Annotated in this window: 19 protein-coding genes; 8 read left to right on the plus strand and 11 right to left on the minus strand. The window is 72.6% G+C overall.

Annotation, left to right across the window (positions count from 1 at the left end):
- Positions 1-26 precede the first annotated feature (26 nt).
- Entirely contained in the window at positions 27-590 is a 564-nt protein-coding gene (locus ACFFF6_RS05205; protein ID WP_376978854.1) for a glycine cleavage system transcriptional repressor, read from the minus strand.
- 102 nt (positions 591-692) lie between these two features.
- On the opposite strand from ACFFF6_RS05205, the gene ACFFF6_RS05210 reads away from it, so the two are divergent.
- The gene (locus ACFFF6_RS05210) at positions 693-1,010 is read left to right on the plus strand and encodes a putative quinol monooxygenase (protein WP_376978856.1); all 318 of its coding nucleotides are present in this window, start codon (positions 693-695) and stop codon (positions 1,008-1,010) included.
- A 541-nt stretch (positions 1,011-1,551) separates the two neighbouring features.
- Here the strand turns inward: ACFFF6_RS05210 and cimA are convergent.
- The 5 genes from cimA to ACFFF6_RS05235 form a co-directional block, all read right to left on the minus strand.
- The gene (gene cimA, locus ACFFF6_RS05215) at positions 1,552-3,186 is read right to left on the minus strand and encodes a citramalate synthase (RefSeq protein WP_376978858.1); all 1,635 of its coding nucleotides are present in this window, start codon (positions 3,184-3,186) and stop codon (positions 1,552-1,554) included.
- A 28-nt stretch (positions 3,187-3,214) separates the two neighbouring features.
- Entirely contained in the window at positions 3,215-4,309 is a 1,095-nt protein-coding gene (locus ACFFF6_RS05220; RefSeq protein ID WP_376978859.1) for a branched-chain amino acid aminotransferase, read from the minus strand.
- Positions 4,310-4,444: 135 nt separating this feature from the next.
- Positions 4,445-5,506 carry a 3-isopropylmalate dehydrogenase gene (locus ACFFF6_RS05225; protein WP_376978861.1) on the minus strand — a complete coding sequence of 354 codons (1,062 nt, stop codon included), beginning with the start codon at positions 5,504-5,506 and terminating at the stop codon, positions 4,445-4,447.
- A gap of 20 nt (positions 5,507-5,526) precedes the next feature.
- Entirely contained in the window at positions 5,527-7,131 is a 1,605-nt protein-coding gene (gene serA, locus ACFFF6_RS05230) for a phosphoglycerate dehydrogenase (RefSeq protein ID WP_376978863.1), read from the minus strand.
- Positions 7,132-7,222: 91 nt separating this feature from the next.
- Entirely contained in the window at positions 7,223-8,182 is a 960-nt protein-coding gene (locus ACFFF6_RS05235; RefSeq protein ID WP_376978865.1) for a TetR/AcrR family transcriptional regulator, read from the minus strand.
- 147 nt (positions 8,183-8,329) lie between these two features.
- Between ACFFF6_RS05235 and ACFFF6_RS05240 the strand changes: the two genes are divergently transcribed.
- Both ACFFF6_RS05240 and ACFFF6_RS05245 read left to right on the plus strand, forming a co-directional pair.
- Positions 8,330-9,199, plus strand: coding sequence for an ABC transporter ATP-binding protein (locus tag ACFFF6_RS05240; RefSeq protein ID WP_376978867.1), 870 nt, complete (start codon positions 8,330-8,332; stop codon positions 9,197-9,199).
- Positions 9,196-9,987 carry an ABC transporter permease gene (locus tag ACFFF6_RS05245; RefSeq protein ID WP_376978869.1) on the plus strand — a complete coding sequence of 264 codons (792 nt, stop codon included), beginning with the start codon at positions 9,196-9,198 and terminating at the stop codon, positions 9,985-9,987. The genes ACFFF6_RS05240 and ACFFF6_RS05245 overlap by 4 nt, the downstream gene beginning before the upstream one ends.
- Positions 9,988-10,053: 66 nt before the next feature.
- On the opposite strand, the gene ilvC is transcribed toward ACFFF6_RS05245, so the two are convergent.
- The 5 genes from ilvC to ACFFF6_RS05270 all read right to left on the minus strand — a co-directional run bounded on the left by ilvC (position 10,054) and on the right by ACFFF6_RS05270 (position 15,686).
- Positions 10,054-11,085 carry a ketol-acid reductoisomerase gene (ilvC, locus tag ACFFF6_RS05250; RefSeq protein ID WP_376978871.1) on the minus strand — a complete coding sequence of 344 codons (1,032 nt, stop codon included), beginning with the start codon at positions 11,083-11,085 and terminating at the stop codon, positions 10,054-10,056.
- Positions 11,086-11,219: 134 nt separating this feature from the next.
- On the minus strand, positions 11,220-11,753 hold the full coding sequence (gene ilvN / locus ACFFF6_RS05255) for an acetolactate synthase small subunit (RefSeq protein WP_376978872.1): 534 nt from the start codon (positions 11,751-11,753) through the stop codon (positions 11,220-11,222).
- Positions 11,754-11,755: 2 nt separating this feature from the next.
- Complete coding sequence (locus ACFFF6_RS05260) at positions 11,756-13,513, minus strand: acetolactate synthase large subunit (RefSeq protein WP_376978874.1); 1,758 nt, start codon at positions 13,511-13,513, stop codon at positions 11,756-11,758.
- Positions 13,514-13,800: 287 nt separating this feature from the next.
- Positions 13,801-14,460 (minus strand): LuxR C-terminal-related transcriptional regulator, encoded by a 660-nt coding sequence (locus ACFFF6_RS05265; protein WP_376978876.1) that lies wholly within the window; start codon positions 14,458-14,460, stop codon positions 13,801-13,803.
- Complete coding sequence (locus tag ACFFF6_RS05270) at positions 14,457-15,686, minus strand: ATP-binding protein (RefSeq protein WP_376978878.1); 1,230 nt, start codon at positions 15,684-15,686, stop codon at positions 14,457-14,459. Before ACFFF6_RS05270 ends, ACFFF6_RS05265 begins: the two co-directional genes overlap by 4 nt.
- Positions 15,687-15,798: 112 nt before the next feature.
- Between ACFFF6_RS05270 and ACFFF6_RS05275 the strand changes: the two genes are divergently transcribed.
- From ACFFF6_RS05275 to cobA, 5 genes are read left to right on the plus strand one after another with little or no spacing between them, the layout of a single operon-like run.
- A complete protein-coding gene (locus ACFFF6_RS05275; protein WP_376978880.1) occupies positions 15,799-17,142 on the plus strand; it encodes a PspC domain-containing protein in 1,344 nt (447 codons plus the stop codon).
- Complete coding sequence (locus ACFFF6_RS05280) at positions 17,139-17,444, plus strand: hypothetical protein (protein WP_376978882.1); 306 nt, start codon at positions 17,139-17,141, stop codon at positions 17,442-17,444. The genes ACFFF6_RS05275 and ACFFF6_RS05280 overlap by 4 nt, the downstream gene beginning before the upstream one ends.
- A 46-nt stretch (positions 17,445-17,490) precedes the next feature.
- A complete protein-coding gene (gene nirB, locus ACFFF6_RS05285; protein WP_376978884.1) occupies positions 17,491-20,154 on the plus strand; it encodes a nitrite reductase large subunit NirB in 2,664 nt (887 codons plus the stop codon).
- Entirely contained in the window at positions 20,151-20,579 is a 429-nt protein-coding gene (locus ACFFF6_RS05290; protein ID WP_376978886.1) for a nitrite reductase small subunit NirD, read from the plus strand. The genes nirB and ACFFF6_RS05290 overlap by 4 nt, the downstream gene beginning before the upstream one ends.
- Positions 20,576-22,144, plus strand: coding sequence for a uroporphyrinogen-III C-methyltransferase (cobA, locus tag ACFFF6_RS05295; RefSeq protein WP_376978887.1), 1,569 nt, complete (start codon positions 20,576-20,578; stop codon positions 22,142-22,144). Before ACFFF6_RS05290 ends, cobA begins: the two co-directional genes overlap by 4 nt.
- Positions 22,145-22,181 lie beyond the last annotated feature (37 nt).

Below are 22,181 nucleotides of genomic sequence, written 5' to 3' on the forward strand. Positions count from 1 at the left end.
GGGCGCCGGGGCGCGCCGCCGGTCCCTCAGCCCTGCTCGTCGAGGTCGAGGTCGACCATGAGCTCGTCCGCGATCGGCTCGAGCGCGGCGCGCACGACCTCGACCTCGAGCCCGGCGGGAACGGTGACCAGAGCCTCCGCCTCGAAGAGCACGCCGCCGCCCTCGGGGGCCGCCCGGGTCCAGGAGCGGAAGGTGCCGATGCTGACCCGCTGCTGGGCGAGCGCGGTCGAGACCTGCCGGACGGTCCCGGGGCGGTCCAGCCCCACGAGATGGACCCTGACCTCGTGGCCCGCGGCCGAGGAGACCGGGGACGGAGCGGCCTTCCGAGGCTCGACGGCGCCGGACCGGTCCTGCGCCGCGGTCACCTCGACGTGCAGCCCCACCTCGCCGAGCAGTCCCGCACAGGACTCCTCGAAGGCGGACAGCTGCGCGGAGGGCAGCTCCACGAGGACGATGCCGGCGAACTTCCCGGCCAGCCGGGTGAACTGGCTGTCCAACCAGTTTCCGCCATGGGACTCGAGCGTCCGCGAGAGCGCCGACACCAGTCCTTCCCGGTCGTCGCCGATCACGGTGAGCACGCAGTGAGCCATGACGCCACAGTAGTGCAGTGCGACGGCGGCGGGCGCCGGATCTGAGATCCTGGTGGGGTCCCCCGGCCTGTCGAGAGCAGGCCCCGTCCCGCGAGGAGCCGCATGTACGTCATCGTCGTCAAGTACGCCGTCAAGCCCGAGAGCGCCGAGATCTTCCCCGAGGTCGTGCGCGAGTTCACGGAGGCGACCCGGGCCGAGGACGGGAACCTGTTCTTCGAATGGTCGCGCAGCCTCGAGGATCCCTGCGAGTACGTGCTCGTCGAGGCCTTCACCGACGAGGGCGCCGCTCCTCACGTGAACAGCGATCACTTCCCCCGGGGGCTGGAGGCCATGCGCCCGCACCTCGTGTCCACGCCGAGGATCATCTCCCGCCAGGTCGAGGGCGAGGGCTGGGACGAGATGGGCGAGCTGAAGATCTGAGCCGCGTCCGTCGGCCCGCGCCGTCCGTGGAGCCCTGCGGTCCGCGGCAACGGCGGGGCCCGACGGCTGACCGGATCCGCGCCACCTCCGGACAGCTCTGCCACATACCCGGTCACCCGCCGGCGCGTCGCACCCGATCTGCCACATCCCCGGTCACCCGCCGCGTCCTTCGTCCGATCTGACACGAATCCGGTCACCCGCCAGGGCCGCAAGCCCCACCCGACATGACGCCGGACGCCAGAAGAGACCGCTGACCGGATCCGTGGCACATCCCCACCGATCTGATACAGAACCGGTCACCCGCCCGGGCTGCAGCCCGATCTGACTCAAATCCGGTCACACACCCGGACCGACGCCGCCGCCCGGCACGACGCCGGACGCCAGACAGGAGCGCTGACCGGATCTGCGACACATCCCCGGCGGGTCTGACGCGGAACCGGTCAGCCGCCTGGGCCGCAGCCCGATCTGACGCAGAACCGGTCACCCGCGGCGTTCCGGGGTCGATCTGACACGGACTCGAGCATCCGTCGGGACGTCCTGCTCAGACCCCGGCCTTGTGGAAGCCATAGGTGTAGGCGTCGGTGATCGCCTCCCAGGATGCCTCGATGAGGTTCGGGCCCACGCCCACAGTCTGGAAGGTGAGGCCCAGTCCGGCCGTGCGCACGAGCACGCGAGTGGTCGCATCGGTCCCCCGGTGGGCATCCAGGATGCGCACCTTGAAGTCGCGCAGCTCGAAGTCGTCGATCTGCGGGTACGGGCCCCGCAGCGCGGCGCGCAGCGCCAGATCCAGGGCGTTGACGGGACCGTTGCCCTCGGCGATCGCGACGGTGCGGGCGTCGTGCCCGAGCGGGCCGCCGCCGCCGAGCTTCACGGTCGCCTCGGTCTCGAGGGTGCCGTCGCGCAGCTGATGGGAGGTCGCCCGCCAGGACTCGACCTCGAAGTAGTGCGGGGAGCGGCCCAGCTCATGCAGCACGAGCAGCTCGAAGGAGGCATCGGCCGCCTCGTACGAGTACCCGGCGGCCTCGCGCTGCTTGACGCGAGCGGCGAGCCGGGCCAGCGTGTCCTGCTCTCCCGTCAGGTCGAAGCCCAGCTCCCGACCCTTGAGCTCGATCGAGGCGCGACCGGCCATCTCGGAGATGATCATGCGCATGTCATTGCCGACCTCGCGCGGATCCATGTGCTGGTAGAGATCGGGGTCCACGCGGATCGCGCTCGCGTGCAGCCCCGCCTTGTGCGCGAAGGCGCTCGCCCCCACGTACGGTGCCCGCGGGGAGACCGGGAGGTTGACGATCTCGCCGATGGCGGTGGCGATCCGGGTCGCCTCCGCGAGGGCATCCGCGGGGACGAGGTCGATTCCCATCTTGAGCTGCAGGTCCGCGAGCATCGTGACGAGGTCGGCGTTGCCGGTGCGCTCCCCGTAACCGTTGACGCATCCCTGGACATGGGTGATGCCGCCGCGCACGGCGGTCAGCGCGTTGGCGACCGCGCAGCCGGAGTCGTTGTGGGTGTGCACGCCCAGCCGGCGCCCGTCCCCGGGAGCCATGCCGGCAGCCTCGAGCCGGGACGTCAGGTCCGCGACGACCTCTGCGACGAGGTGCGGGAGCATGCCGCCGTTGGTGTCGCAGAGCACGACGACCGCGGCGCCCGCCTCGAAGGCGGCGAGGACGACGCCGGTGGTGTGCGCGGGGTCGGCGAGGAACCCGTCGAAGAAGTGCTCGGCGTCGACGAACACCTCCCGGCCCAGCCCGACGAGGTGCGCGACGGTGTCGCGGACCATGGCGAGGTTCTCCTCCGCGGTGGTCCGCAGCGCCCCGGTGACATGGCGCAGATCCGACTTCGCCACGAGCGTGACCGTGGGGGCCTCCGAGTCGACGAGGGCGCGCACCTGCTCGTCCTGCTCGACGGGAATCCCGGCGCGGCGGGTCGCCCCGAAGGCCGCCAGGCGCGCACGCCCCAGCTCGAGCTCCCCGGCCGCGGCGCGGCGGAAGAACTCGGTGTCCTTGGGGACGGCGCCGGGCCAGCCGCCCTCGATGTAGGTGACGCCGAGCTCGTCGAGGAGACGGGCGACCGCGAGCTTGTCGGAGACGGAGAGCGTCAGGCCCTCCTGCTGGGACCCGTCGCGCAGGGTGGTGTCGTACAGGTCGAAGGCGTGCGGCGCGGGATGCGGGGCGGGCATCCGAACCTCCTGGATCTCGGGACGCGGCTCAGACGAGCCGGGTCAGCCAGCCGTAGCGGTCCTCGACGCGGCCGTACTGGATGCCGGTGAGCTCCTCGCGCAGGGAGAGCGTGAGCTCGCCGGAGCCGCCGTCGCGGACGGTCCAGGTGCCGTCCGCGGAGCGGAACTCGCCGATGGGGGTGATGACCGCGGCCGTGCCGCACGCGAACATCTCGACGATCTCGCCGGAGGCGACCCGCTCGAGCAGCTCGGCGGCGATCAGGCGCTCCTCGCTGACCTGGTAGCCGCGGTCCGCGGCGAGGCGCAGGATCGAGTCGCGGGTGACGCCCTCGAGGATCGAGCCGCTGAGGACCGGGGTCTCGACCCGGCCGTCCTTGGTCACCGCGAACACGTTCATGCCGGAGAGCTCGTCGATCGCGGTGTGCGACTCGGAATCGAGGAACAGGACCTCGTCGGCTCCGTGCTGGGCGGCCTCGCGCTTGCCCAGGAGGGAGGAGGCGTAGTTGCCGCCGCACTTGGCGGCGCCCGTTCCCCCGGCGCCGGCGCGCGCGAAGGTGTCGGTGATCCACACGACCAGCGGCTGCACGCCGCGCGGGAAGTAGTTCCCGGCGGGCGAGGCGATCACGTAGTAGTCGACGGTCTGGGCGGCCCGCACGCCGAGGAACTCCTCGGAGGCGAACATGAACGGGCGCAGGTACAGGGAGGCCTCATCGCCGTCGACCGCCGGCACCCACGGCTCATCGGCCGCGACCAGGGCCTTCACCGAGGCCAGGAAGTCCTCCGTCGACAGCTCCGGGAGGGCGAGGCGGCGGGCGGAGCGCTGCAGGCGCTCGGCGTTCTTCTCCGGGCGGAACGTCCACACCGAGCCGTCGGCGTGCCGGAACGCCTTCATGCCCTCGAAGATCTCCTGCGCGTAGTGCAGCACGGCCGCGGCCGGGGAGAGGCTCAGCGGACCGAAGGGGATCAGCTCCCCCTCGGCCCAGCCCGACTCGCTCGTCCATCGGGTGTGGGCCATGAAGTCCGTGAAGTGCTGGCCGAAGCCGGGATCTGCCAGGATCGCGGCACGCTCCTCCGGCGAGACGCGACGGGCGGCATCGGCGAGCGGGAACGTGAGCGCGGTCATGGGGTCTCCTCCGGTGGGGGCGTGCGAGGACGAAGCGTCAGGTGAAGCGGGGACCAGGGCAGGTCCGGGGCGACAGCGCCCCGCACCTGTCCCGAAAGGCGGGAGCGGGGTGCTCCCCGCTCCCGCCGGTTCGGCTCAGGCCGATCGTACGGCGGACACGAGGGCGTCGCCGATCTCGCTCGTGGAGCGGGCACCGAGCCCGGACCGGGCGGCCAGGTCGGCGTCGACGGCCGCACGCACGCGCGCCGCCGCCTCGGCATGGCCGAGGTGGTCCAGCAGCAGCGCGACGGACAGCACGGTCGCCGTCGGGTCCGCGAGGCCCTTCCCGGCGATGTCCGGGGCGGAGCCGTGGACGGGCTCGAACATGGACGGGAACGCGCCGGTCGGGTTGATGTTCGCGCTCGCGGCCAGGCCGATCCCTCCGCCGATCGCGGCGGCGAGGTCGGTGAGGATGTCGCCGAACAGGTTGTCCGTGACGATCACGTCGTAGCGGGACGGGTCGGTGACCAGGTAGATGGTGGCGGCGTCGACGTGGGCGTAGTCGACGGCGACCTCCGGGAACTCGGCCCCGACGCGCTCGACGATGCGGCGCCACAGGTGGCCCGCGTGGACGAGGACGTTGTGCTTGTGCACGAGGGTGAGCTTCTTCCGGCGGCGCTGCGCCTGTGCGAAGGCGTAGCGGACCACGCGCTCGACGCCGACGGCGGTGTTCAGCGACACCTCGGTGGCGACCTCGAGGTCGGTGCCGACCCGCATGGCCCCGCCGTTGCCGACGTAGGGTCCCTCGGTGCCCTCGCGGACGACGAGGAAGTCGACCTCGCCGGGATCCGCGAGCGGGGAGGCGACGCCGGGCACGAGACGGGTCGGGCGCAGGTTCACGAAGTGGTCGAAGCCGAAGCGGAGCTTCAGCAGCAGACCGCGCTCCAGGACGCCGGAGGGCACGTCGGGGTCGCCGACGGCGCCCAGCAGGATCGCCTCGTGCCGGGCGAGGGCGCTCATGTCCTCGTCGGTGAGGGTCTCGCCGGTGCGGTGCCAGCGGCCCGCCCCGAGGTCGTACCCGGTCGTGCGGACCTCGACGCCGGAACCCTCGAGGGCCGCCTCGAGGGCGCGGATGCCCTGCGGGACGACCTCATGGCCGATCCCGTCGCCCTCGATGACGGCGAGGTCCAGGACGGTGCTGTCGGTGGTGGTGCTCATCGTGCGATGCCTTCCGATGCTCAGTAGCTGACGTCGACGGCGCGGCAGGACACGGCGCCGATCTCGCGGCCGATGGACTCCGCGAGCCCGGCCGGCACGGCCTCGTCGAGGTTCAGCACGACGAGCGCCTCGGATCCGGAGCCGCCCTCGCGGGAGACCTGCATGCCGGCGATGTTCACGCCCGCCTCCCCGAGGAGCTGGCCGTAGCGGCCCACGAGCCCGGGCCGGTCCTCGTAGCGGATGACCAGGAGGTGGTCGGACAGCGGCGTGTCCAGGGCATGTCCGCCGAGCTCGACGAGCTTGTGCACCTGGCTGACTCCGGAGAGGGTGCCCGAGACCGAGATGATCTGTCCGTCGCGGAGCGTGCCGCGGACCTGGACGACGTTGCGGAAGGTCTCGGAGGCCTCCTCGGTCACGAGGTCGACCCGGATGCCGCGGTCCTGCGCGAGGACCGGCGCGTTCACGTAGCTGACCTGGTCGGTGACGATGCTGCGGAAGATGCCGCGCAGGGCGGACAGCTTGATCGCGGTGACGTCCTTGGAGGCGATCTCGCCGCGGACGACGATCTCGACGAGCTCGGGGCCCGAGTCGCTGAGGGCGGTGAAGATCTGCCCCAGTCGGTCGGCCAGGGCGATCCCGGGCCGCACCTGGTCGTCGATCGCGCCGCCGGCGACGTTGACCGCATCCGGCACGAGCTCCCCGGCCAGCGCCAGACGCACCGAGCGGGCGACGGCGATCCCGGCCTTCTCCTGGGCCTCCGCGGTCGAGGCACCCAGATGCGGGGTGAGGGTGACGTTCTCGAGCTCGAGCAGCTTCGCGGCGCTCGGCGAGGAGGCGGGCGGCTCGGAGGTGTACACGTCCAGGCCCGCGCCCGCGATCCTCCCGCTCACGAGAGCCTCGTAGAGGGCGTCCTCGTCGATCAGACCGCCGCGGGCGGCGTTGACGATGTGCAGGCCCGGCTTGGCGAGAGCGAACTGCTCGGCGCCGATGAGCCCGGTGGTCTCCGGGGTCTTGGGCATGTGGACCGTGATCACGTCCGCCTCGCGCATGAGCTCGTCGAGCTCGACGACGCGAGCGCCGAGCTCCGCGGCACGGGTGTGGTTGACGTAGGGGTCGTAGGCGAGCAGGTGCACGCCGAAGGGGCGCAGGCGCTCGGCGACCAGCTGGCCGATGCGGCCGAAGCCGACGACGCCGACGGTCTTGTCCAGCAGCTCGACGCCGCTGAGCTGCTTGCGCTCCCAGCGTCCGTCCTTGACGGAGGCGTCGGCGCGGGCGACGTTGCGCAGGGAGGCGAGGATCAGGGTGACCGCGAGCTCCGCCGCGGAGACGATGTTGGAGGTGGGGGCGTTGATGACCATGGTCCCGTGCGCCGTGGCCGCGGGGACGTCGACGTTGTCGAGTCCCACTCCCGCGCGTGCGACGACGCTCAGCTTCTTCGCGGCGGCGAAGACCTCGGCGTCCACGGACGTCGCCGAGCGCACCAGGAGGGCGTCGGCCTCGGCCACCGCCTCGAGCAGCGCAGGGCGGTCGGTGCCGTCGACATGGCGGATGTCGACGCCGGTGCCGAGCACGTCGACGGTGGCGGGTGAGAGCTCCTCGGCGAGGAGAACGACGGGACGCGTCACAGGTGTTACCTCCGGGTGGGATGCGGCTCGCGGAAGCCGTCTCGGTGTCCGTGACAAGAATACGTCCGTGTCCGATATGCGGGAACGCGGGTCAGGATCCGAGACCGTCTCCGGCCCGAGCGGCTCTCCGTGCCGCCGCCTTCGCCGCTGCCCGCGCATCGTCCCGGAGGCGTCGCGCCCGCTCCTCGCGCTTCTCGAGCTCGCGGACGCGGCGCTGCGTCGCCTTGCGCAGGGCGGTGACCGCGGCGAGCTCCTCCTGCGCAGCTGTGAGGCGTGCGTCGGGGTCATCATCCGGAGCGGGCGGAGTCGGCTCGGTCCCGTCCTCGCCGAAGACGGCTGCGATCCCGGGCATGAGGATCTGCAGGGCGACGCCCAGATCGTCATCCTCCCCGGCCTCCGCACCGGAGTCGCCGAAGAAGACGTCGGACTCGATGACCGCCCGGGCATCGGGGAACCGGCCCTGGGCCACGATCTCGCGCAGCAGGCGCCGGGTGGGCTCGTCCACCCCGCCTTCCTCCGCGGCGACGTCGCGGCTGAGGCCGGCGAAGCCGCGCACCTGCACGGAGACCGCCATGAGCACGCCGAGCTTCGCCTCCGGCGAGGCGGGCAGGGTGCGCAGAGCTCGCATCCCCTGGTCCACGGCGCGCAGCTGGCCGGGCATGAGGAGGGTCTCCTGCGAGAGCGGCAGGTCCAGCGCCCAGGGGTGGCGTGCGTATCCGGCGGCGATGGTGCGGGCCCATTGCTCGAGACCGATCCGCCAGTCCCCGTCCTCGATCGCCCACTCCTCGCCGACCACGGCGTCGAGCATGAGCTGGTGGAGGTCGTCCTTGGAGGACACGTAGCGGTACAGGGCCATGGTGGTGAAGCCGAAGGCGCGGGCGACGCGCTGCATCGTCACGGCTCCGAGGCCCTCGGCATCGGCGATCGCGGTCGCCGCCTCCACGATCCGCTCATGGCTGAGCTCTCGGCGCGGGCCGCGCTGGGGAGCGGCCGCGACCCCCCAGGCCATGGCGACCAGGCGCGACGCCTCACCCTGAGCCTCCTGCCGCATGCGCGCCCCTTCCGTGACGGTGTCCCGCGCGACAGCGTACGGCATACGCAGTGGGCGTTGCGCGACCGCCGACGCGCATGCATACTGTGTACGTCGCATACGGTGTGCGGCATACACAGATAGTTGGACGGGAACGAGGGAACGGCCGTGGACGGCGCGATCGAGATCGACGACATCACCAAGAGCTATGCGGATCCCGTGCTGCGCGGGGTCGACCTGAGCCACGAGAGCGGCGTGCTCGCCCTGCTGGGAGCGAACGGCGCCGGCAAGACCACGCTCATCTCCATCCTCACCACCCTGGTCCGGCCCGACGGCGGCAGCGCGCGGATCGGCGGGGTCGACGTGGTCCGCGAGCCGGCCGCGACCCGCAGGCTGTTCGCGGTCACCGGCCAGGAGACGACGCTCGACGACCTGCTCACAGGACGGGAGAACCTGGTCATGATCGGCCGTCTGCTGGGCCTGGGCCGCGCGGCAGGACGCCGCGCCGACGCCCTGCTCGAGCAGCTGGATCTCGCCGCGGCCGGCCGGCGGCGGGTCGCGACGTACTCCGGCGGCATGCGGCGGCGGCTGGACCTCGCCGCGTCGCTGCTCTCGCGTCCGGCCGTGCTGTTCCTCGACGAACCGACGACCGGTCTGGATCCGGTGAGCCGGCGTCGCGTCTGGGAGGACGTGCGCGCCCTCGCCGCCGCCGGCACGACCGTCCTGCTGACCACGCAGACGCTCGATGAGGCGGAGGCGCTCGCCGACCGCATCGCGATCCTGCGGGACGGCCGGATCGTCGCCGACGGCACCGCCGAGGAGCTCACCGCCGGCGTGGGCGGACAGCGTCTGGTCCTGCAGGACGCGGCGGGTGCGGAGGTGCGGGGCATCGACACCGACGGCACGGCCGCCTCCCTCGCACGCGCCCTGTCGCAGATCCGGCCGGAGGAGCAGGACCTCGGCGTCGCCCTGCGCTCCCCCACTCTCGACGACGCCTTCCTCGCCCTCGCCCACGAGACCCCGGAGGTGGCCGCATGATCGCCCTCGACTCCCCCGCCGCGCCGCACCTGCGCGGCACCGGCCCGCTGCGCTCGAGCGCCGTGCTCATCGGCCGCAGCCTGCGCCACAGCCTGCGCGACGGCGAGGGCCTGGTGATGGCCGTGGCGCTGCCGGTGATGATGCTGCTGCTGTTCACGTACGTCTTCGGCGGGGCGATCCTCGAGGAGGGCTATCTCGACTTCGTCGTGCCCGGAGTGGTCCTCACCTGCGCGGGATTCGGGGCCTCCTCCGTGGCGGTGGCCGTGAACCGGGACCTGCGCCTGGGGGCGATGCGCCGCTTCCGCACCCTGCCCATCGTCTCCTCGACGGTTCTGGTCGGGCATGTGGTCGCGAGCGTGCTGCGCAATCTGCTGGCCACCGCCGTGGTCATCGCCGTCGCCCTTGCGCTGGGCTTCCGCCCCACCGCCGGCCCCGGGCGCTGGGTCCTCGTCCTGGTGCTGGTGTCGCTGTGGATCCTCGCGATCACGGCGCTGTTCGCCGGGATCGGCATGATCGCCGGCAGCCCCGAGGCCGCCAGCGGCTACGGCTTCGTGCTGCTGTTCCTGCCGTACCTCTCGAGCGCCTTCGTCCCCACGGACACCATGCCCGCCTGGCTGCGCCCGATCGCCGAGCACCAGCCGATGGGGCCCCTCGTGGACGCGCTGCGCACCCTGCTGATCGGTACGGAGGAGGCGCACCTCCTGACCCCCGTGATCTGGAGCCTGGGCATCACCGCGGCCGCGGGACTGCTGATCGTCCGGGTGCTGCGCCGCAGCCAGGACCGCTGACCTCACGACGACGGGGCCCGGCGCCGATAGCTCGGCGCCGGGCCCCGTCCTGGGCTTCCCGGAGGATCAGCGCGCGGCGCTGCCCTCGGTGTAGTCCTCGTCGATCGGCTGGGCGCTCCAGGAGAACATCTTGCGCAGGTCCTTGCCCACGGTCTCGATCGGGTGCGAGGCCTCCTTGGCACGCAGCTCCTGGAACTCGGCCGCGCCGTTGTCCTGGTCCTCGATGAAGCGCTTGGCGAAGGCTCCGGACTGGATGTCGGCGAGGATCGCCTTCATGTTCGCCTTCGTCTCGTCGGTGACCACGCGCGGGCCGGAGACGTAGTCGCCGAACTCGGCGGTGTCGGAGATCGACCAGCGCTGCTTGGCGATGCCGCCCTCCCACATGAGGTCCACGATGAGCTTGAGCTCGTGCAGCACCTCGAAGTAGGCGATCTCCGGCTGGTAGCCGGCCTCGCTGAGGGTCTCGAAGCCGGCCTGCACCAGGTGGCTCATGCCTCCGCACAGGACCGCCTGCTCGCCGAAGAGGTCGGTCTCCGTCTCCTCGGTGAAGGTCGTCTTGATGACGCCCGCCCGCGTGCCGCCGATGCCCTTGGCGTAGGACAGGGCGAGGTCCCAGGCCTGGCCGGTCGCGTCCTGCTCGACGGCGACGATGTCCGGGATGCCACGGCCGGCGACGAACTCGCGGCGCACGGTGTGGCCCGGGGCCTTGGGGGCGATCAGGAGGACGTCGACGCCGGCAGGGGCCTCGATGTAGCCGAAGCGGATGTTGAAGCCGTGCGCGAAGGCGAGGGCCTTGCCCTCGGTCAGGTGCGGCAGGATCGAGTCGGCGTAGACCTTCCGCTGGTCCTGGTCCGGGGTGAGGATCATGATGAGATCCGCCCACTCGGAGACCTCGGCGACGGTGCCCACGCCCAGGCCCTGCTCCTCCGCCTTGGCACGGGACTTCGAGCCCTCGCGCAGGCCCACGCGGACCTCGACGCCGCTGTCGCGCAGGTTCAGCGCATGGGCATGGCCCTGCGAGCCGAAGCCGATGATCGCGACCTTCTTGCCCTGGATCAGGGAGAGGTCGGCATTGTCGTCGTAGAACATCTCAGCCACGAATGAGCTCCTTCGTCTGTGTCTGTGGGGGCACCGCACGGCGATGCCTGCAGCAGGATCGATCCTATCGTCCTGCGTCTTACGTTCTGAGAGGGTGTCTCCTCATACGAGACTCTCTCGGTCCGTCCTCGGGGTCAGGACAGGAAGGCGCGGTCGGTGATGGACCGTCCGCCCCGGGCGATCGCCACGGCGCCCGACTTCACGATCTCGCGGATGCCGAAGGGCTCGAGCATCGAGAGCATGGCCTGGATCTTGTCGTCCACGCCGGTGGCCTCGATCGTGACCGCGTCCGGGGACGCGTCCACGACCTTCGCCCGGAACATCTGGACGATCTCGAGCACCGAGGTGCGGGTGCTGTTGTCGGTGCGGACCTTCACGAGGATCAGCTCGCGCTGGACGGCCTGACGGTCCTCGAGCTGCACGATCTTGAGCACGTTGACCAGCTTGTTCAGCTGCTTCGTGATCTGCTCGAGAGGATGCTCGGCCACATCGACCACGACCGTGATCCGAGAGACCTCCGGATGCTCGGTCGGGCCGACCGCGAGCGAGGCGATGTTGTACCCGCGCCGGGCGAAGAGGGCGGCGACCCGCACCAGGACGCCCGGCTTGTTCTCGACGAGGACGGAGAGGGTCTGGGTGGTCTCCGGGTTCGTGCTGCTGGTGTCCATGCTCAGATGTCCCTCTCCCACTCGGGGCTCATGCCCTGGGCGATCTGGATCTCGTCGTTGGAGACGCCGGCGGGCACCATCGGCCACACCATCGCGTCCGCGCTGACCGTGAAGTCGACGACGACCGGACGGTCGTCGATGGCCATGGCCTCCTCGATGGTCGCATCGATGTCCTCGTCCCGCTCGCAACGCAGGCCGGCGCAGCCGTAGGCATCGGCGAGCTTGACGAAGTCGGGCACGCGGATCGAGCCGTGACCGGTGTTGAGGTCCGTGTTCGAGTAGCGCTTGTCGTAGAACAGGTTCTGCCACTGGCGGACCATGCCGAGGCTCGAGTTGTTGATGACCGCGACCTTGATCGGGATGTTGTTGATGACGCAGGTCGCGAGCTCCTGATTGGTCATCTGGAAGCATCCGTCGCCGTCGATCGCCCACACCGTCCGGTCGGGCTGGCCGACCTTGGCGCCCATCGCGGCGGGGACCGCGTATCCCATCGTGCCCAGCCCCCCGGAGTTGATCCAGGTCAGCGGGTTCTCGAAGTTCAGGAACTGGCTCGACCACATCTGGTGCTGGCCCACGCCCGCGACGAAGACCGAGTCCGGACCGGAGATCGCGCCGATCCGCGAGATGACCTTCTGCGGGGCGGTGAGGCCGTCCGCGGTCTCGGTCCAGCCCAGCGGGTAGGTCTCCCGCAGCATCCGCAGCATGTTCCACCAGGCCTCGTAGTCCCGGGGGTCCGATTCCGCAATGCGGCGACGCAGCTCCCGTCCGAGGGCCGAGGCGACCTCGCGGGCCTCCCCGACGATCGGCACATCGGCCTCGAGGTTCTTCGAGATCTCCGCGGGGTCGACGTCGGCATGGATGATCTTCGCGCTGGGGGCGAAGGAGTCCAGGCGGCCGGTGACGCGGTCGTCGAAGCGGGCGCCGATCGCGATGATCAGATCCGCCCGCTGCAGCGCGGACACCGCGGAGACGGAGCCGTGCATGCCGGGCATGCCCAGGTGCTGGGGATGCGAGTCCGGCAGGACGCCGCGGCCCATGAGCGTGGTGACGAAGGGGGCTCCGGAGACGTCCACCAGATCCCGGACCTCCGCCCAGGCACGCCCACGCAGCACGCCGCCGCCCAGCAGGAAGACGGGGCGCTTCGCCTCGAGGATCAGCTGCGCGGCCTCGCGGATCTGCTTGTTGTGCGGGGACGGGGCGGCACGGTAGCCGGGCAGGTCCAGCTCCTCGGGCCAGGAGAACTCCGTGGTCGCCTGCTGGGCGTCCTTGGTGACGTCCACGAGCACGGCGCCGGGACGGCCGGTCGAGGCGATGTGGAAGGCCTGCTTGATGACCGAGGGGATCTGCGCCGGATCGCTGACCAGGAAGTTGTGCTTGGTCACGGGCATCGTCATCCCGACGATGTCCGCCTCCTGGAAGGCGTCGGTGCCGATGAAGCTCGAGCCGACCTGCCCGGTGATCGCCACCATCGGGATCGAGTCCATCTGGGCGTCGGCGATCGCGGTGATCAGATTGGTGGCGCCGGGACCGGAGGTCGCCAGGCACACGCCGACCTTCCCGGTCGCATGCGCGTAGCCGCTGGCCGCGTGCCCGGCGCCCTGCTCGTGGCGGACCAGGATGTGGCGGAGCTTCTCCGCGTCCATCAGCGGGTCGTAGGTGGGCAGGATCGCGCCGCCGGGGAGGCCGAAGACGACCTCGGCGCCGGCGTGCTCGAGCGATCTGATCAGTGATTGGGCACCGGTGACGGTCTGGGCTGTCATCGGATCTCCTTCGGTCGTCGCGGGTGGGGCACTGCAGTCGGTCGGGCTGTCGTCCTGCTCGTCCCCCGCTCGCTCCCCGGAGGGAGAGGTCCTCCCGTGCGGGCACGAAAAAGCCCCTCGGCCTGAGGGCTCTCGAGGGGCGCGCGGGACGACTCGTGGTCGGACGTGGCGTCAGCCGCGCTCGATAACTACGAGAAGGATCGTCTGCATGCCGCCACTGTAGTGACCCGTCGCGCGCTCCGGCAAGGAGTCCGCCATCCGGACAGGTCCGAGGGGCCGGGCCCGGGCTAGAGCAGGCGGCGGGCGAGCGCCCAGCGGGTCAGCTCGTGCCGGGAGGAAAGCTGCAGCTTCCGCAGGACGCTCGACACATGGGTCTCGACGGTCTTGACGGAGATGAACAGTTCCGCCGCGACCTCCTTGTACGCGTATCCCTGGGCGATCAGGCGCATGACCTCTTGCTCGCGGCCCGTCAGCCGGTCCAGCTCCTCATCGGTGCGCGCGGTCTCCCCGCCGACCGCCCCGAAGGCGTCGAGCACGAAGCCCGCGAGGCGGGGCGAGAACACGGCATCGCCGCCGGCGACGCGGCGCAGGCCCTCGGACACCTCCGGTCCCGAGGAGCTCTTGGTCAGATAGCCCCGGGCCCCGGCCCGGATGACCCGGACGACGTCGTCCGCCGCATCGGACACGCTCAGGGCGAGGAAGACGACGCCGGGGGCCTGACCGGCGCTGCGCCGGACGACCTCCGCTCCGCCCCCGCCCTCGCCTCCGGGCAGGTGGACGTCCAGCAGCACCGTCCGGGGCCGCAGGCGCACGATCTCCCGCACGGCCCCGTCGACGTCTCCGGCCTCCCCGAGCACCTCGATGTCCGGGTCCAGGTCCGCGCGCAGACCGGCGCGGAAGATCGAATGGTCATCGACGATCAGGGTCGTGAGCGGGGATGTGGTCATCTCTCCTCCTCGGAGACGGTCGTGGACGCGGGGACGCGCGGCAGGGTCAGGACGACGCGGGTGCCCGTGCCGCCGGGGCCTCGACCCAGGCGGGCGCTCCCGCCGCTGCGGTGCATGCGTCCGATGATCGAGGCGCGCACCCCGTACCGCTCCGCGGGGACCTGGTCGAGGTCGAAGCCTGGCCCCCGGTCGGAGACGGTGATCTCGATCCGCTCCGCCGAGGCCTCGGCGTAGACGCTCACGGTGCCGCCGGCGTGCCGGGCGGCGTTCAGCATCGCCTCGCGGGCCGCGGCCACGAGCGGCTCCGGCGCGACGGGCACGGGGACGCCGGTCGTCACCACATCGATCCGCACGGCGTGGTCCTCCTCGCAGCGCCGCGCCGCGGCGATCAGCTCGGAGGCGAGATCGCCCCGCCCGGGGGCGGACTCCGTGAACAGCCAGGCCCGCAGCTCCTGCTCCTGGGCACGGGCCAGGCGCGAGGCCTCCGAGCCCGGTCCGGCCTTCTGCTGGATCAGGGCGAGCGTCTGGAGCACCGAGTCGTGCAGATGCGCGGCCACCTCCGCCCGCTCGAGCTCCCGCGCATGGGCGGCCCGCTCCTCGGCGAGGTCCCGGGCGAGGCGCAGGGCGCCGGGGGCGACGGCGACGCCGATGCCGAGCAGCACGGCCGCCGCGGCCACGAGGACGGTCCAGACGTTGGGATCCTGCTCGGACAGGAAGAACATGAGCACGCCGAGGACCACGAGGGCGAGAGCGCCCATCGCCCGTGCGGGGCGCGATGAGCGCCCGGCGATCTCGCCGCCGCGCATCTCGCCCACCTGCCGCCATGCCAGGCCCACCCCCACCAGCACCACCACCGCGGGGATGACGGAGGCCAGCGGGACGGGCGCGCCCAGGCGGGAGGCGATCATGGCGCCGCCGGCCACGAGCAGCGCCAGACCCAGCAGGATCTCGGCGACCGGGGCGCGGCGGACCGCGCCCGGCACGGCGGCGCTGCGGGCGGGCCGATCCGGCACGGCGGCCTGCCCCGCTCCGCTCGGGGCCAGGGGCGTGGTCGCCCACAGCCAGGCGTACAGGAGCAGACCGGCCCCGCCGCACGGCACGAGCACGCAGAGGATCCCCCGCACGAGGGAGGGCGGGCACCCCAGATGCGCGGCCAGGCCCGCGCAGACGCCGCCCACGGCGTGCACGCGGGGCCGCAGGATCCTGGGGGCCGACGATGCGATCACCGGTCCATATAAGCAGGCTTCCCGCCCCGGCCGGCCGCCGGAGCCGGATCCCGGGGTGTTCTCAGGGGCATCCCCGATGGTTCCCGGGCGCGGGATCAGGAACGCTGTACCCATGACCACGTCCCATGACCCCGGAAGCTCCACGGACCGCGAGGAGCCGCGCCCGCCCGGACCCGGCGGCTTCTTCAGCTGGATCCGCTCCATCCATCTGCGCCGCGGGCACGACCGCTGGATCGCCGGCGTCTGCGGCGGCGTCGCCGAGCGCACCGGGCTGGACCCGATGCTCGTGCGCGGGATCGCCCTGGTGGTGGCCCTGCTGGGCGGTCCCGTCCTGATCCTGTACGCCATCGCCTGGCTGCTGGTCCCCGATGCGGAGGACGCGATCGTCCTCGAGCGGACGATCGGAGGGATCTTCGATCCGGTGCTCCTCGCGATCGCCGGACTCGTCGTCCTGGGCTCGCTGCCGCTGGGACAGGGCCTCTGGTGGCGCGGCGCCCCCGCCTGGTGGGGCATGCCGGACTGGCTCGAGCGGATCCTCGCGACCGGCTGGACCGTCGTGCTGCTCGCCGTCGTCGTCTGGCTCGTCGTCGTCCTCGCGCGCCGGTCACGGCCCGGCGAGATGCGCATGCCCACCGCGAGCACCGCTCCTCGCACGGACCCGCCGCCGATGCCCCGGGCCGCCGCCCCGGCTCCCGCGAGCGGTGCAGCGCGCCCTGATCCCGCCGTGCTGCGGGCCGAGGCGCAGCGGCGCAGCGCCGAGGCCCATCGTCGTCACCAGGAGCGCATGCGGGAGCGCAACGCCCGCTGGCGCGCCCGTCAGCCCTCCGCCGCGCTGCTCGCGGTCAGCCTGGGGCTGGCCCTGGTCGCCGGTGCTCTCGCGGCCCTGTCCGCGACGCTGTACGGCTGGACCGCGCAGCCCTGGGTGCTCGGGCTCGCCGTGTTCCTCGCCGTGGTCGCGATCGCGATCGTGGTCGCCGGCATCCGGGGGCGCGAGAGCGGCTGGCTGGGCCTTTTCGCCTGGATCGCCGTGATCGGTCTGGTCCTCACCGCGGTCGTCCCCGCCGGGACGCGCATCTCCCCCTTCGGCGACACGATCTGGGAGGTCGCGGCGGACGCATCGCCCGGCCCGGAGCGGTTCGCGATGATCGCCGGGAGCCCGACCCTCGACCTCACCGGGATCACCGACCGGTCCCCCGAGCAGGTGGAGATGTGGCTGGGCGCCGGCTCGGCGCACGTCCTGCTTCCCGCCGACGAGCCCGTGCGGGTCGAGGTCGACGGACTCGTCACCGGGATCGAGGCGCCGGAGGGCCAGGACTCCCGCGGCTCGGGGACGCTGCTCGCCTCGAGCACGATCGAGAGCCCCGCCGCCCGCAGCGCGGCGGAGGAGGACATCACCACCGTGCACGTGCGGATGCTGCTGGGCTCCGCCGACATCGAGATCCAGGAGGCATCATGACCGAGCACCCGCCCATCCCCGCGACGCCGCCCGAGCCCGCGACAGCACCGGATCCCGCGCTTCCGCCCCGCGTCCAGGGACCGCTGTTCAGCACCATCCTGTGGGGCCTGGTCCTGCTCGTGTTCGCCGCCGCCGTGCTCGCCTCGCTCCTGCCCGGGCTGTCGTGGGACCCGGCTGTGCTCGCGATCGGCGCCCTTGTCGCGCTGGGCCTGCTGCTCCTCCTCGCGGGGCTCGCCGCCGCCCTGCGCCGCGACCCCGGACCCGGGACCAAAGCCCCTGGTGACGGCCCGGACCACCCCTAGCATCGAAGGGTCCTCGCCGTTCCGCCCGAGAGGTCCGTGAGCACCCATGAGCACCGTCCCCGCCACCTCCCCGCTGTCCCCCGCCCCCTCGGCCCCGCCGCTGGAGGGCGAACGGATCCTCGTGATCGGCGGCGGGATGACCGGTCACCGCCTCGTCTCGCGCCTGCGAGCCCTCGACCCCGAGGGCACCTGGCGGCTGACCCTGCTCGGAGAGGAGCCTCGGCCTCCCTACGACCGGGTCCACCTGTCGAACTGGTTCGTGGGACGCAACCCCGAGCTGCTGACGCTCGACCCGATGGTCTGGGACGATCCGCGCATCACGCTGCGGACCGGCGATCCGGCGGCGAGCATCGACCGGGAGGCCGGCACCGTGACCACCGCCTCCGGTGCCGTCGTCCCCTACGACCGGCTCGTGCTCGCCACCGGCTCCTGGGCCTGGGCTCCGCGGGCCGAGGGCAGCGACCTGCCCGGCACCTTCTCCTACCGCACCCTCGAGGACGTCGAGCGCCTGGCCGAATGGACGGCTCTGCGCGGCGCCGCCCTCGGGCGCCCCGCGCGCGGCATCGTCGTGGGCGGGGGCGTGCTCGGCCTCGAGGCGGCCGCGGCGCTCACGCGCCTCGGCGCGGAGGTGACCGTGGTCGAGTTCGCGGACCGGCTGATGGCGGTCCAGCTGGACCAGGGCGGCGGCGAGATGCTCCGCCTGCTCATCGAGGACCAGGGCATCGCGGTGCGCACCGGTGTGGGCGCGGCCCGCTTCCTGCCCGCGGGGGACGGCCCCATCGGCACCGCGGAGCTGACCGACGGCACCTCCCTCCCGGCCGACGTCGTCGTCTTCTCCACCGGCATCCGCCCGCGCGACCGCCTCGCCCGCGAGGCCGGGCTCGCGATCGGCGAGCGCGGCGGCGTCGTGGTGGGCGACTCGTGTCAGACCTCGGACCCGCAGATCTGGGCCATCGGCGAATGCGCCTCCTTCCAGGGCTCCTGCGCCGGGCTCATCGCCCCGGGCAATGACATGGCCGATGTCGTGGTCGATCGCTTCCTCGGCGGCGAGCGCACGCATCGGCGCGCCGAGGACGGCACGAAGCTCAAGGGCGTGGGCGTGGACGCCGCGGCCTTCGGGGACGTCAATGCCGTCACGGCGGGCGCGCTCGAGGTCAGCTTCGTCGATCCGGTCCACCGCATGTACCGCAAGCTCGTCATGTCCGATGACGCGCAGGTGCTGCTGGGCGGTGTGCTGGTGGGCGACATCTCGCTGTTCTCGCAGTTGCGGCCGATGATCGGCCGCCGTCTGGGCGCGGACCCGTCGGCGCTGATCGCCCCCGAGGGGACCGCGATGAGCGACATGGACCTGCCCGATGACGCGGTGGTGTGCTCCTGCAACAACGTCGCCGCGGGGACGATCCGGTCCGCCGTGACCGAGCAGGGCGCCCGCACCGTCGGGGCGATCAAGGCGTGCACGAGCGCCGGGACCGTGTGCGGCTCGTGCGTGCCCACGCTGACGAAGCTGCTGAACACGGAGCTGGAGAAGAACGGCATCACCGTCTCCCGCGCCCTGTGCGAGCACTTCCCGGTCTCCCGGCGCGAGCTCTACCAGCTGGTCAAGGACGGCGGCCACAGCACGTTCTCGGAGATCGTCGCGGCGTTCGGGACGGGCCGCGGGTGCGCGGTGTGCCGCCCCACGGTGGCCTCGATCCTGTCGACTCTGGGCTCGACCTCCGGGCAGCTCCACAGCCCGGTGGGCACCCAGCTCGGGGCGCTGCAGGACACGAACGACCACGTCATGGCGAACATCCAGAAGGACGGCACCTACTCGGTGATCCCGCGGATGCCGGCCGGGGAGGTCACCCCGGAGCAGCTGCTCGTACTCGCGCGGGTCGCTCAGGACTACGGGCTCTACCTCAAGCTCAACGGCGCCCAGCGGATCGGCATGTTCGGGGCGCGCCTGGATCAGCTGCCCGCGATCTGGCGGCGGCTCGTCGACGCGGGCCTCGAGTCCGGCCACGCCTACGGGAAGTCGCTGCGGATGGTGAAGTCCTGCGTGGGCCGCACCTGGTGCCGCTTCGGAGTGCAGGACTCGACGACCATGGCGGTCCGCCTCGAGAGGCGCTACCGGGGGCTGCGCTCGCCGCACAAGATCAAGGTCGGCGTCTCGGGCTGCGCGCGCGAGTGCGCCGAGGCCCGGGCCAAGGATGTCGGCGTGATCGCCACGCACAAGGGCTGGAACCTGTACGTCGGCGGCAACGGCGGGGTGCAGCCGGCCCATGCGCAGCTGCTCGTCGAGGACCTCGACGACGAGGCGCTCGTGCGCTGCATCGACCGCTTCCTGATGCTGTACGTGCAGGAGGCGGACCGCCTCCAGCGCACGGCGCGCTGGGTGGAGGAGCGCCCCGGCGGCCTCGAGGAGCTGCGCCGGGTGATCGTCGAGGACTCCCTCGGCATCGGCGAGGATCTCGAGGCGCAGATGGAGCGCCACGTCGAGACCTACACCGACGAATGGGCGCAGACCCTCGAGGACCCCGAGCGGCTGAAGAAGTTCGTCAGCTTCATCAACGCACCGGACGTGTCCGATCCGGACCTCGCCTACGTCCCCGAGCGCGGGCAGGTCCGCCCCGCCGGGCCCGGCGACCCGATCTCCGATCCCGATCCGCGCCGGGCACGTGACCTGGTGCTGCAGAGCATCGCCGGACCCGAGCAGGAGGACCTGTCATGAGCATCGAGAACCCGTCGGCTCCGGGAATGGTGGAGGTGTGCGCGGTCGCGGACCTCGCACCCGAGCGCGGCTGCGCGGCGCTCGTCGCCGGACGGCAGGTCGCCCTCTTCCTGCTCGAGGACGGAACGGTGCACGCCGTCCAGCAGCGCGACCCGTACTCGGGGGCCAATGTGCTCTCCCGCGGGCTGGTCGGCAGCCATGCGCTGCCGGCACCCCCGGGAGAGGAGCCCCGGGTCGTGTCCACGCTCTCCTCCCCCATGTACAAGCAGGTCTGGGATCTCGGCACCGGTGCGGTCCTCGACGCCGGCGGCGGGCAGCTGCTGCCGATCGCCGTGCACGACGCCGAGGTACGGGCGGGCCGGGTCCTGGTCTCCGTGCAGCCGCGCCCCCTCGTGGAGGCCGAGGAGCCTGAGGAGGACGCATGAGCGGGACGCTTCCCGACGTCGCCGCGCTCTCGGGCGCGGTCCTCGGGCCGGGGCAGGTGGCCCTCGTCGGTGGGGGCCCCGGGGCGCTGGACCTCATCACGGTGCGGGGTCTCGCCCTGCTGCGGCAGGCCGACGTCGTGATCGTGGACCGTCTGGGTCCGTCGACGCTGACCGGTCTACTGGGCCCGGACGTGCAGGTCATCGAGGTCGGCAAGGCCCCGGGCCGGCACACGATGCAGCAGCGTCGGATCGGCGAGCTGCTGGTCGCGGAGGCGGAGGCCGGGCACCGGGTGGTGCGGCTCAAGGGCGGGGACCCGTTCGTGCTGGGCCGCGGCGGCGAGGAGGTCCTGGCCTCCCGGGCCGCCGGCATCGACGTGCAGGTGGTGCCGGGGGTGACCTCCGCGATCGCGGGTCCCGCCGCCGGGGACGTCCCGGTCACGCATCGGGGCGCCGCCGTCGCGACGCACATCGTCAACGCCCATGGCGACCTGGGACCGGCGGATCTCGCGGCCCTGCGCGATCCCGGCACCACGACCGTGCTCATGATGGGCGTGGAGTGGCTGCCCCGGCTGGTCGCGCAGGCGCTGCTGGCCGGGATCGACGCGGACACGCCGGTCGCGGTCGTGCAGGAGGCGACGCTCCCGGGGCAGCGGACCGTCCGCGGGGGCATCGGGACGATCGTGGAGGTCGTCCGGGCGGCCGGGATCGGCTCCCCCGCCGTGATCGTCGTGGGCCGCACCGCCGCCGAGGGCTTCCTGGCGCCGCCGCGTCTCGAGGAGCCCCGCCGCGGCTCCGGGCGCGAGGCGCTTCCGCCCGAGCCCTCCCCCGCTGCGAGACGGCCTGCATCGGGGCCGGTGCTCATCGGCTGCGCCCACGGGACGCGCAGCCGGGCCGGGCGCGACGTGGTCCGTGCGCTGCTGATGCGGGTGCGCGCGCTGCGGCCGGACCTCCCGGTGCGGGAGGCGTACGTCGACGTGCAGCTGCCCGCGGTCGGCGACGCGGTCCGGGAGCTGGCGGCCCCGCTCTCCGAGGTCCGCACCCGGGAGCCGGAGGCGCCGACCGCGGTGGTGGTGCCGCTGCTGCTCTCGACCGGCTTCCATGTCGCCGAGGACATCGGCGGGGCGGTGGCCGGTCGGTCCGCGGTCGCGACCGAGCCGCTGGGGCCCGACCCCCGCCTCGCACAGGTGATGGCGCAGCGCCTGGCCGAGGCCGGGCTGGAGGACCGGGACGCGGTGGTGATGGCCGTGGCCGGGACCCGGCAGGCGGCCGGTCAGACGATGGCCGAGCGCATGCAGGTCCTGCTCGCCCGCGAGCTGGGGCGGGAGGTGCACCTCGGCTTCATCGCCGCGGCCCGGCCGGACGTCCCCGCGGCGATCGACCGGGCCCGCGCCGCCGCGGCCCCCGCCGGCGGCCGGGTCGTGATCGCCCCGTACCTGCTGGCGCCCGGGTTCTTCCACGACCAGCTCGCCGAGGCCGGGGCCGATGCGGTCGCCGCGCCGCTGGGAGAGCATCCACTGGTCGCCGACGTGGTCCTCGACCGGTACGCGGCGGCGCTCGGCGAGTAGACCACGGCGGCGGCCCCGCACGCAGCAGGGCCGCCGC

The sequence above is a fragment of the Brachybacterium hainanense genome (assembly GCF_042434575.1).
In the GTDB taxonomy this organism is placed as follows: Bacteria; Actinomycetota; Actinomycetes; order Actinomycetales; family Dermabacteraceae; genus Brachybacterium; species Brachybacterium hainanense.

Excerpts from the sequence above, each read along its gene's own strand:
- ACFFF6_RS05265 (WP_376978876.1), bottom strand. The coding sequence starts at position 14,460 with ATGACCACATCCCCGCTCACGACCCTGATCGTCGATGACCATTCGATC.
- cimA (WP_376978858.1), bottom strand. The coding sequence starts at position 3,186 with ATGCCCGCCCCGCATCCCGCGCCGCACGCCTTCGACCTGTACGACACC.
- ACFFF6_RS05210 (WP_376978856.1), top strand. The coding sequence starts at position 693 with ATGTACGTCATCGTCGTCAAGTACGCCGTCAAGCCCGAGAGCGCCGAG.
- ilvN (WP_376978872.1), bottom strand. The coding sequence starts at position 11,753 with ATGGACACCAGCAGCACGAACCCGGAGACCACCCAGACCCTCTCCGTC.
- ACFFF6_RS05220 (WP_376978859.1), bottom strand. The coding sequence starts at position 4,309 with ATGACCGCGCTCACGTTCCCGCTCGCCGATGCCGCCCGTCGCGTCTCG.
- ACFFF6_RS05235 (WP_376978865.1), bottom strand. The coding sequence starts at position 8,182 with ATGCGGCAGGAGGCTCAGGGTGAGGCGTCGCGCCTGGTCGCCATGGCC.
- ACFFF6_RS05225 (WP_376978861.1), bottom strand. The coding sequence starts at position 5,506 with ATGAGCACCACCACCGACAGCACCGTCCTGGACCTCGCCGTCATCGAG.
- ACFFF6_RS05245 (WP_376978869.1), top strand. The coding sequence starts at position 9,196 with ATGATCGCCCTCGACTCCCCCGCCGCGCCGCACCTGCGCGGCACCGGC.
- ACFFF6_RS05290 (WP_376978886.1), top strand. The coding sequence starts at position 20,151 with ATGAGCATCGAGAACCCGTCGGCTCCGGGAATGGTGGAGGTGTGCGCG.
- ACFFF6_RS05205 (WP_376978854.1), bottom strand. The coding sequence starts at position 590 with ATGGCTCACTGCGTGCTCACCGTGATCGGCGACGACCGGGAAGGACTG.
- nirB (WP_376978884.1), top strand. The coding sequence starts at position 17,491 with ATGAGCACCGTCCCCGCCACCTCCCCGCTGTCCCCCGCCCCCTCGGCC.
- cobA (WP_376978887.1), top strand. The coding sequence starts at position 20,576 with ATGAGCGGGACGCTTCCCGACGTCGCCGCGCTCTCGGGCGCGGTCCTC.
- ACFFF6_RS05280 (WP_376978882.1), top strand. The coding sequence starts at position 17,139 with ATGACCGAGCACCCGCCCATCCCCGCGACGCCGCCCGAGCCCGCGACA.
- ACFFF6_RS05275 (WP_376978880.1), top strand. The coding sequence starts at position 15,799 with ATGACCACGTCCCATGACCCCGGAAGCTCCACGGACCGCGAGGAGCCG.
- ACFFF6_RS05260 (WP_376978874.1), bottom strand. The coding sequence starts at position 13,513 with ATGACAGCCCAGACCGTCACCGGTGCCCAATCACTGATCAGATCGCTC.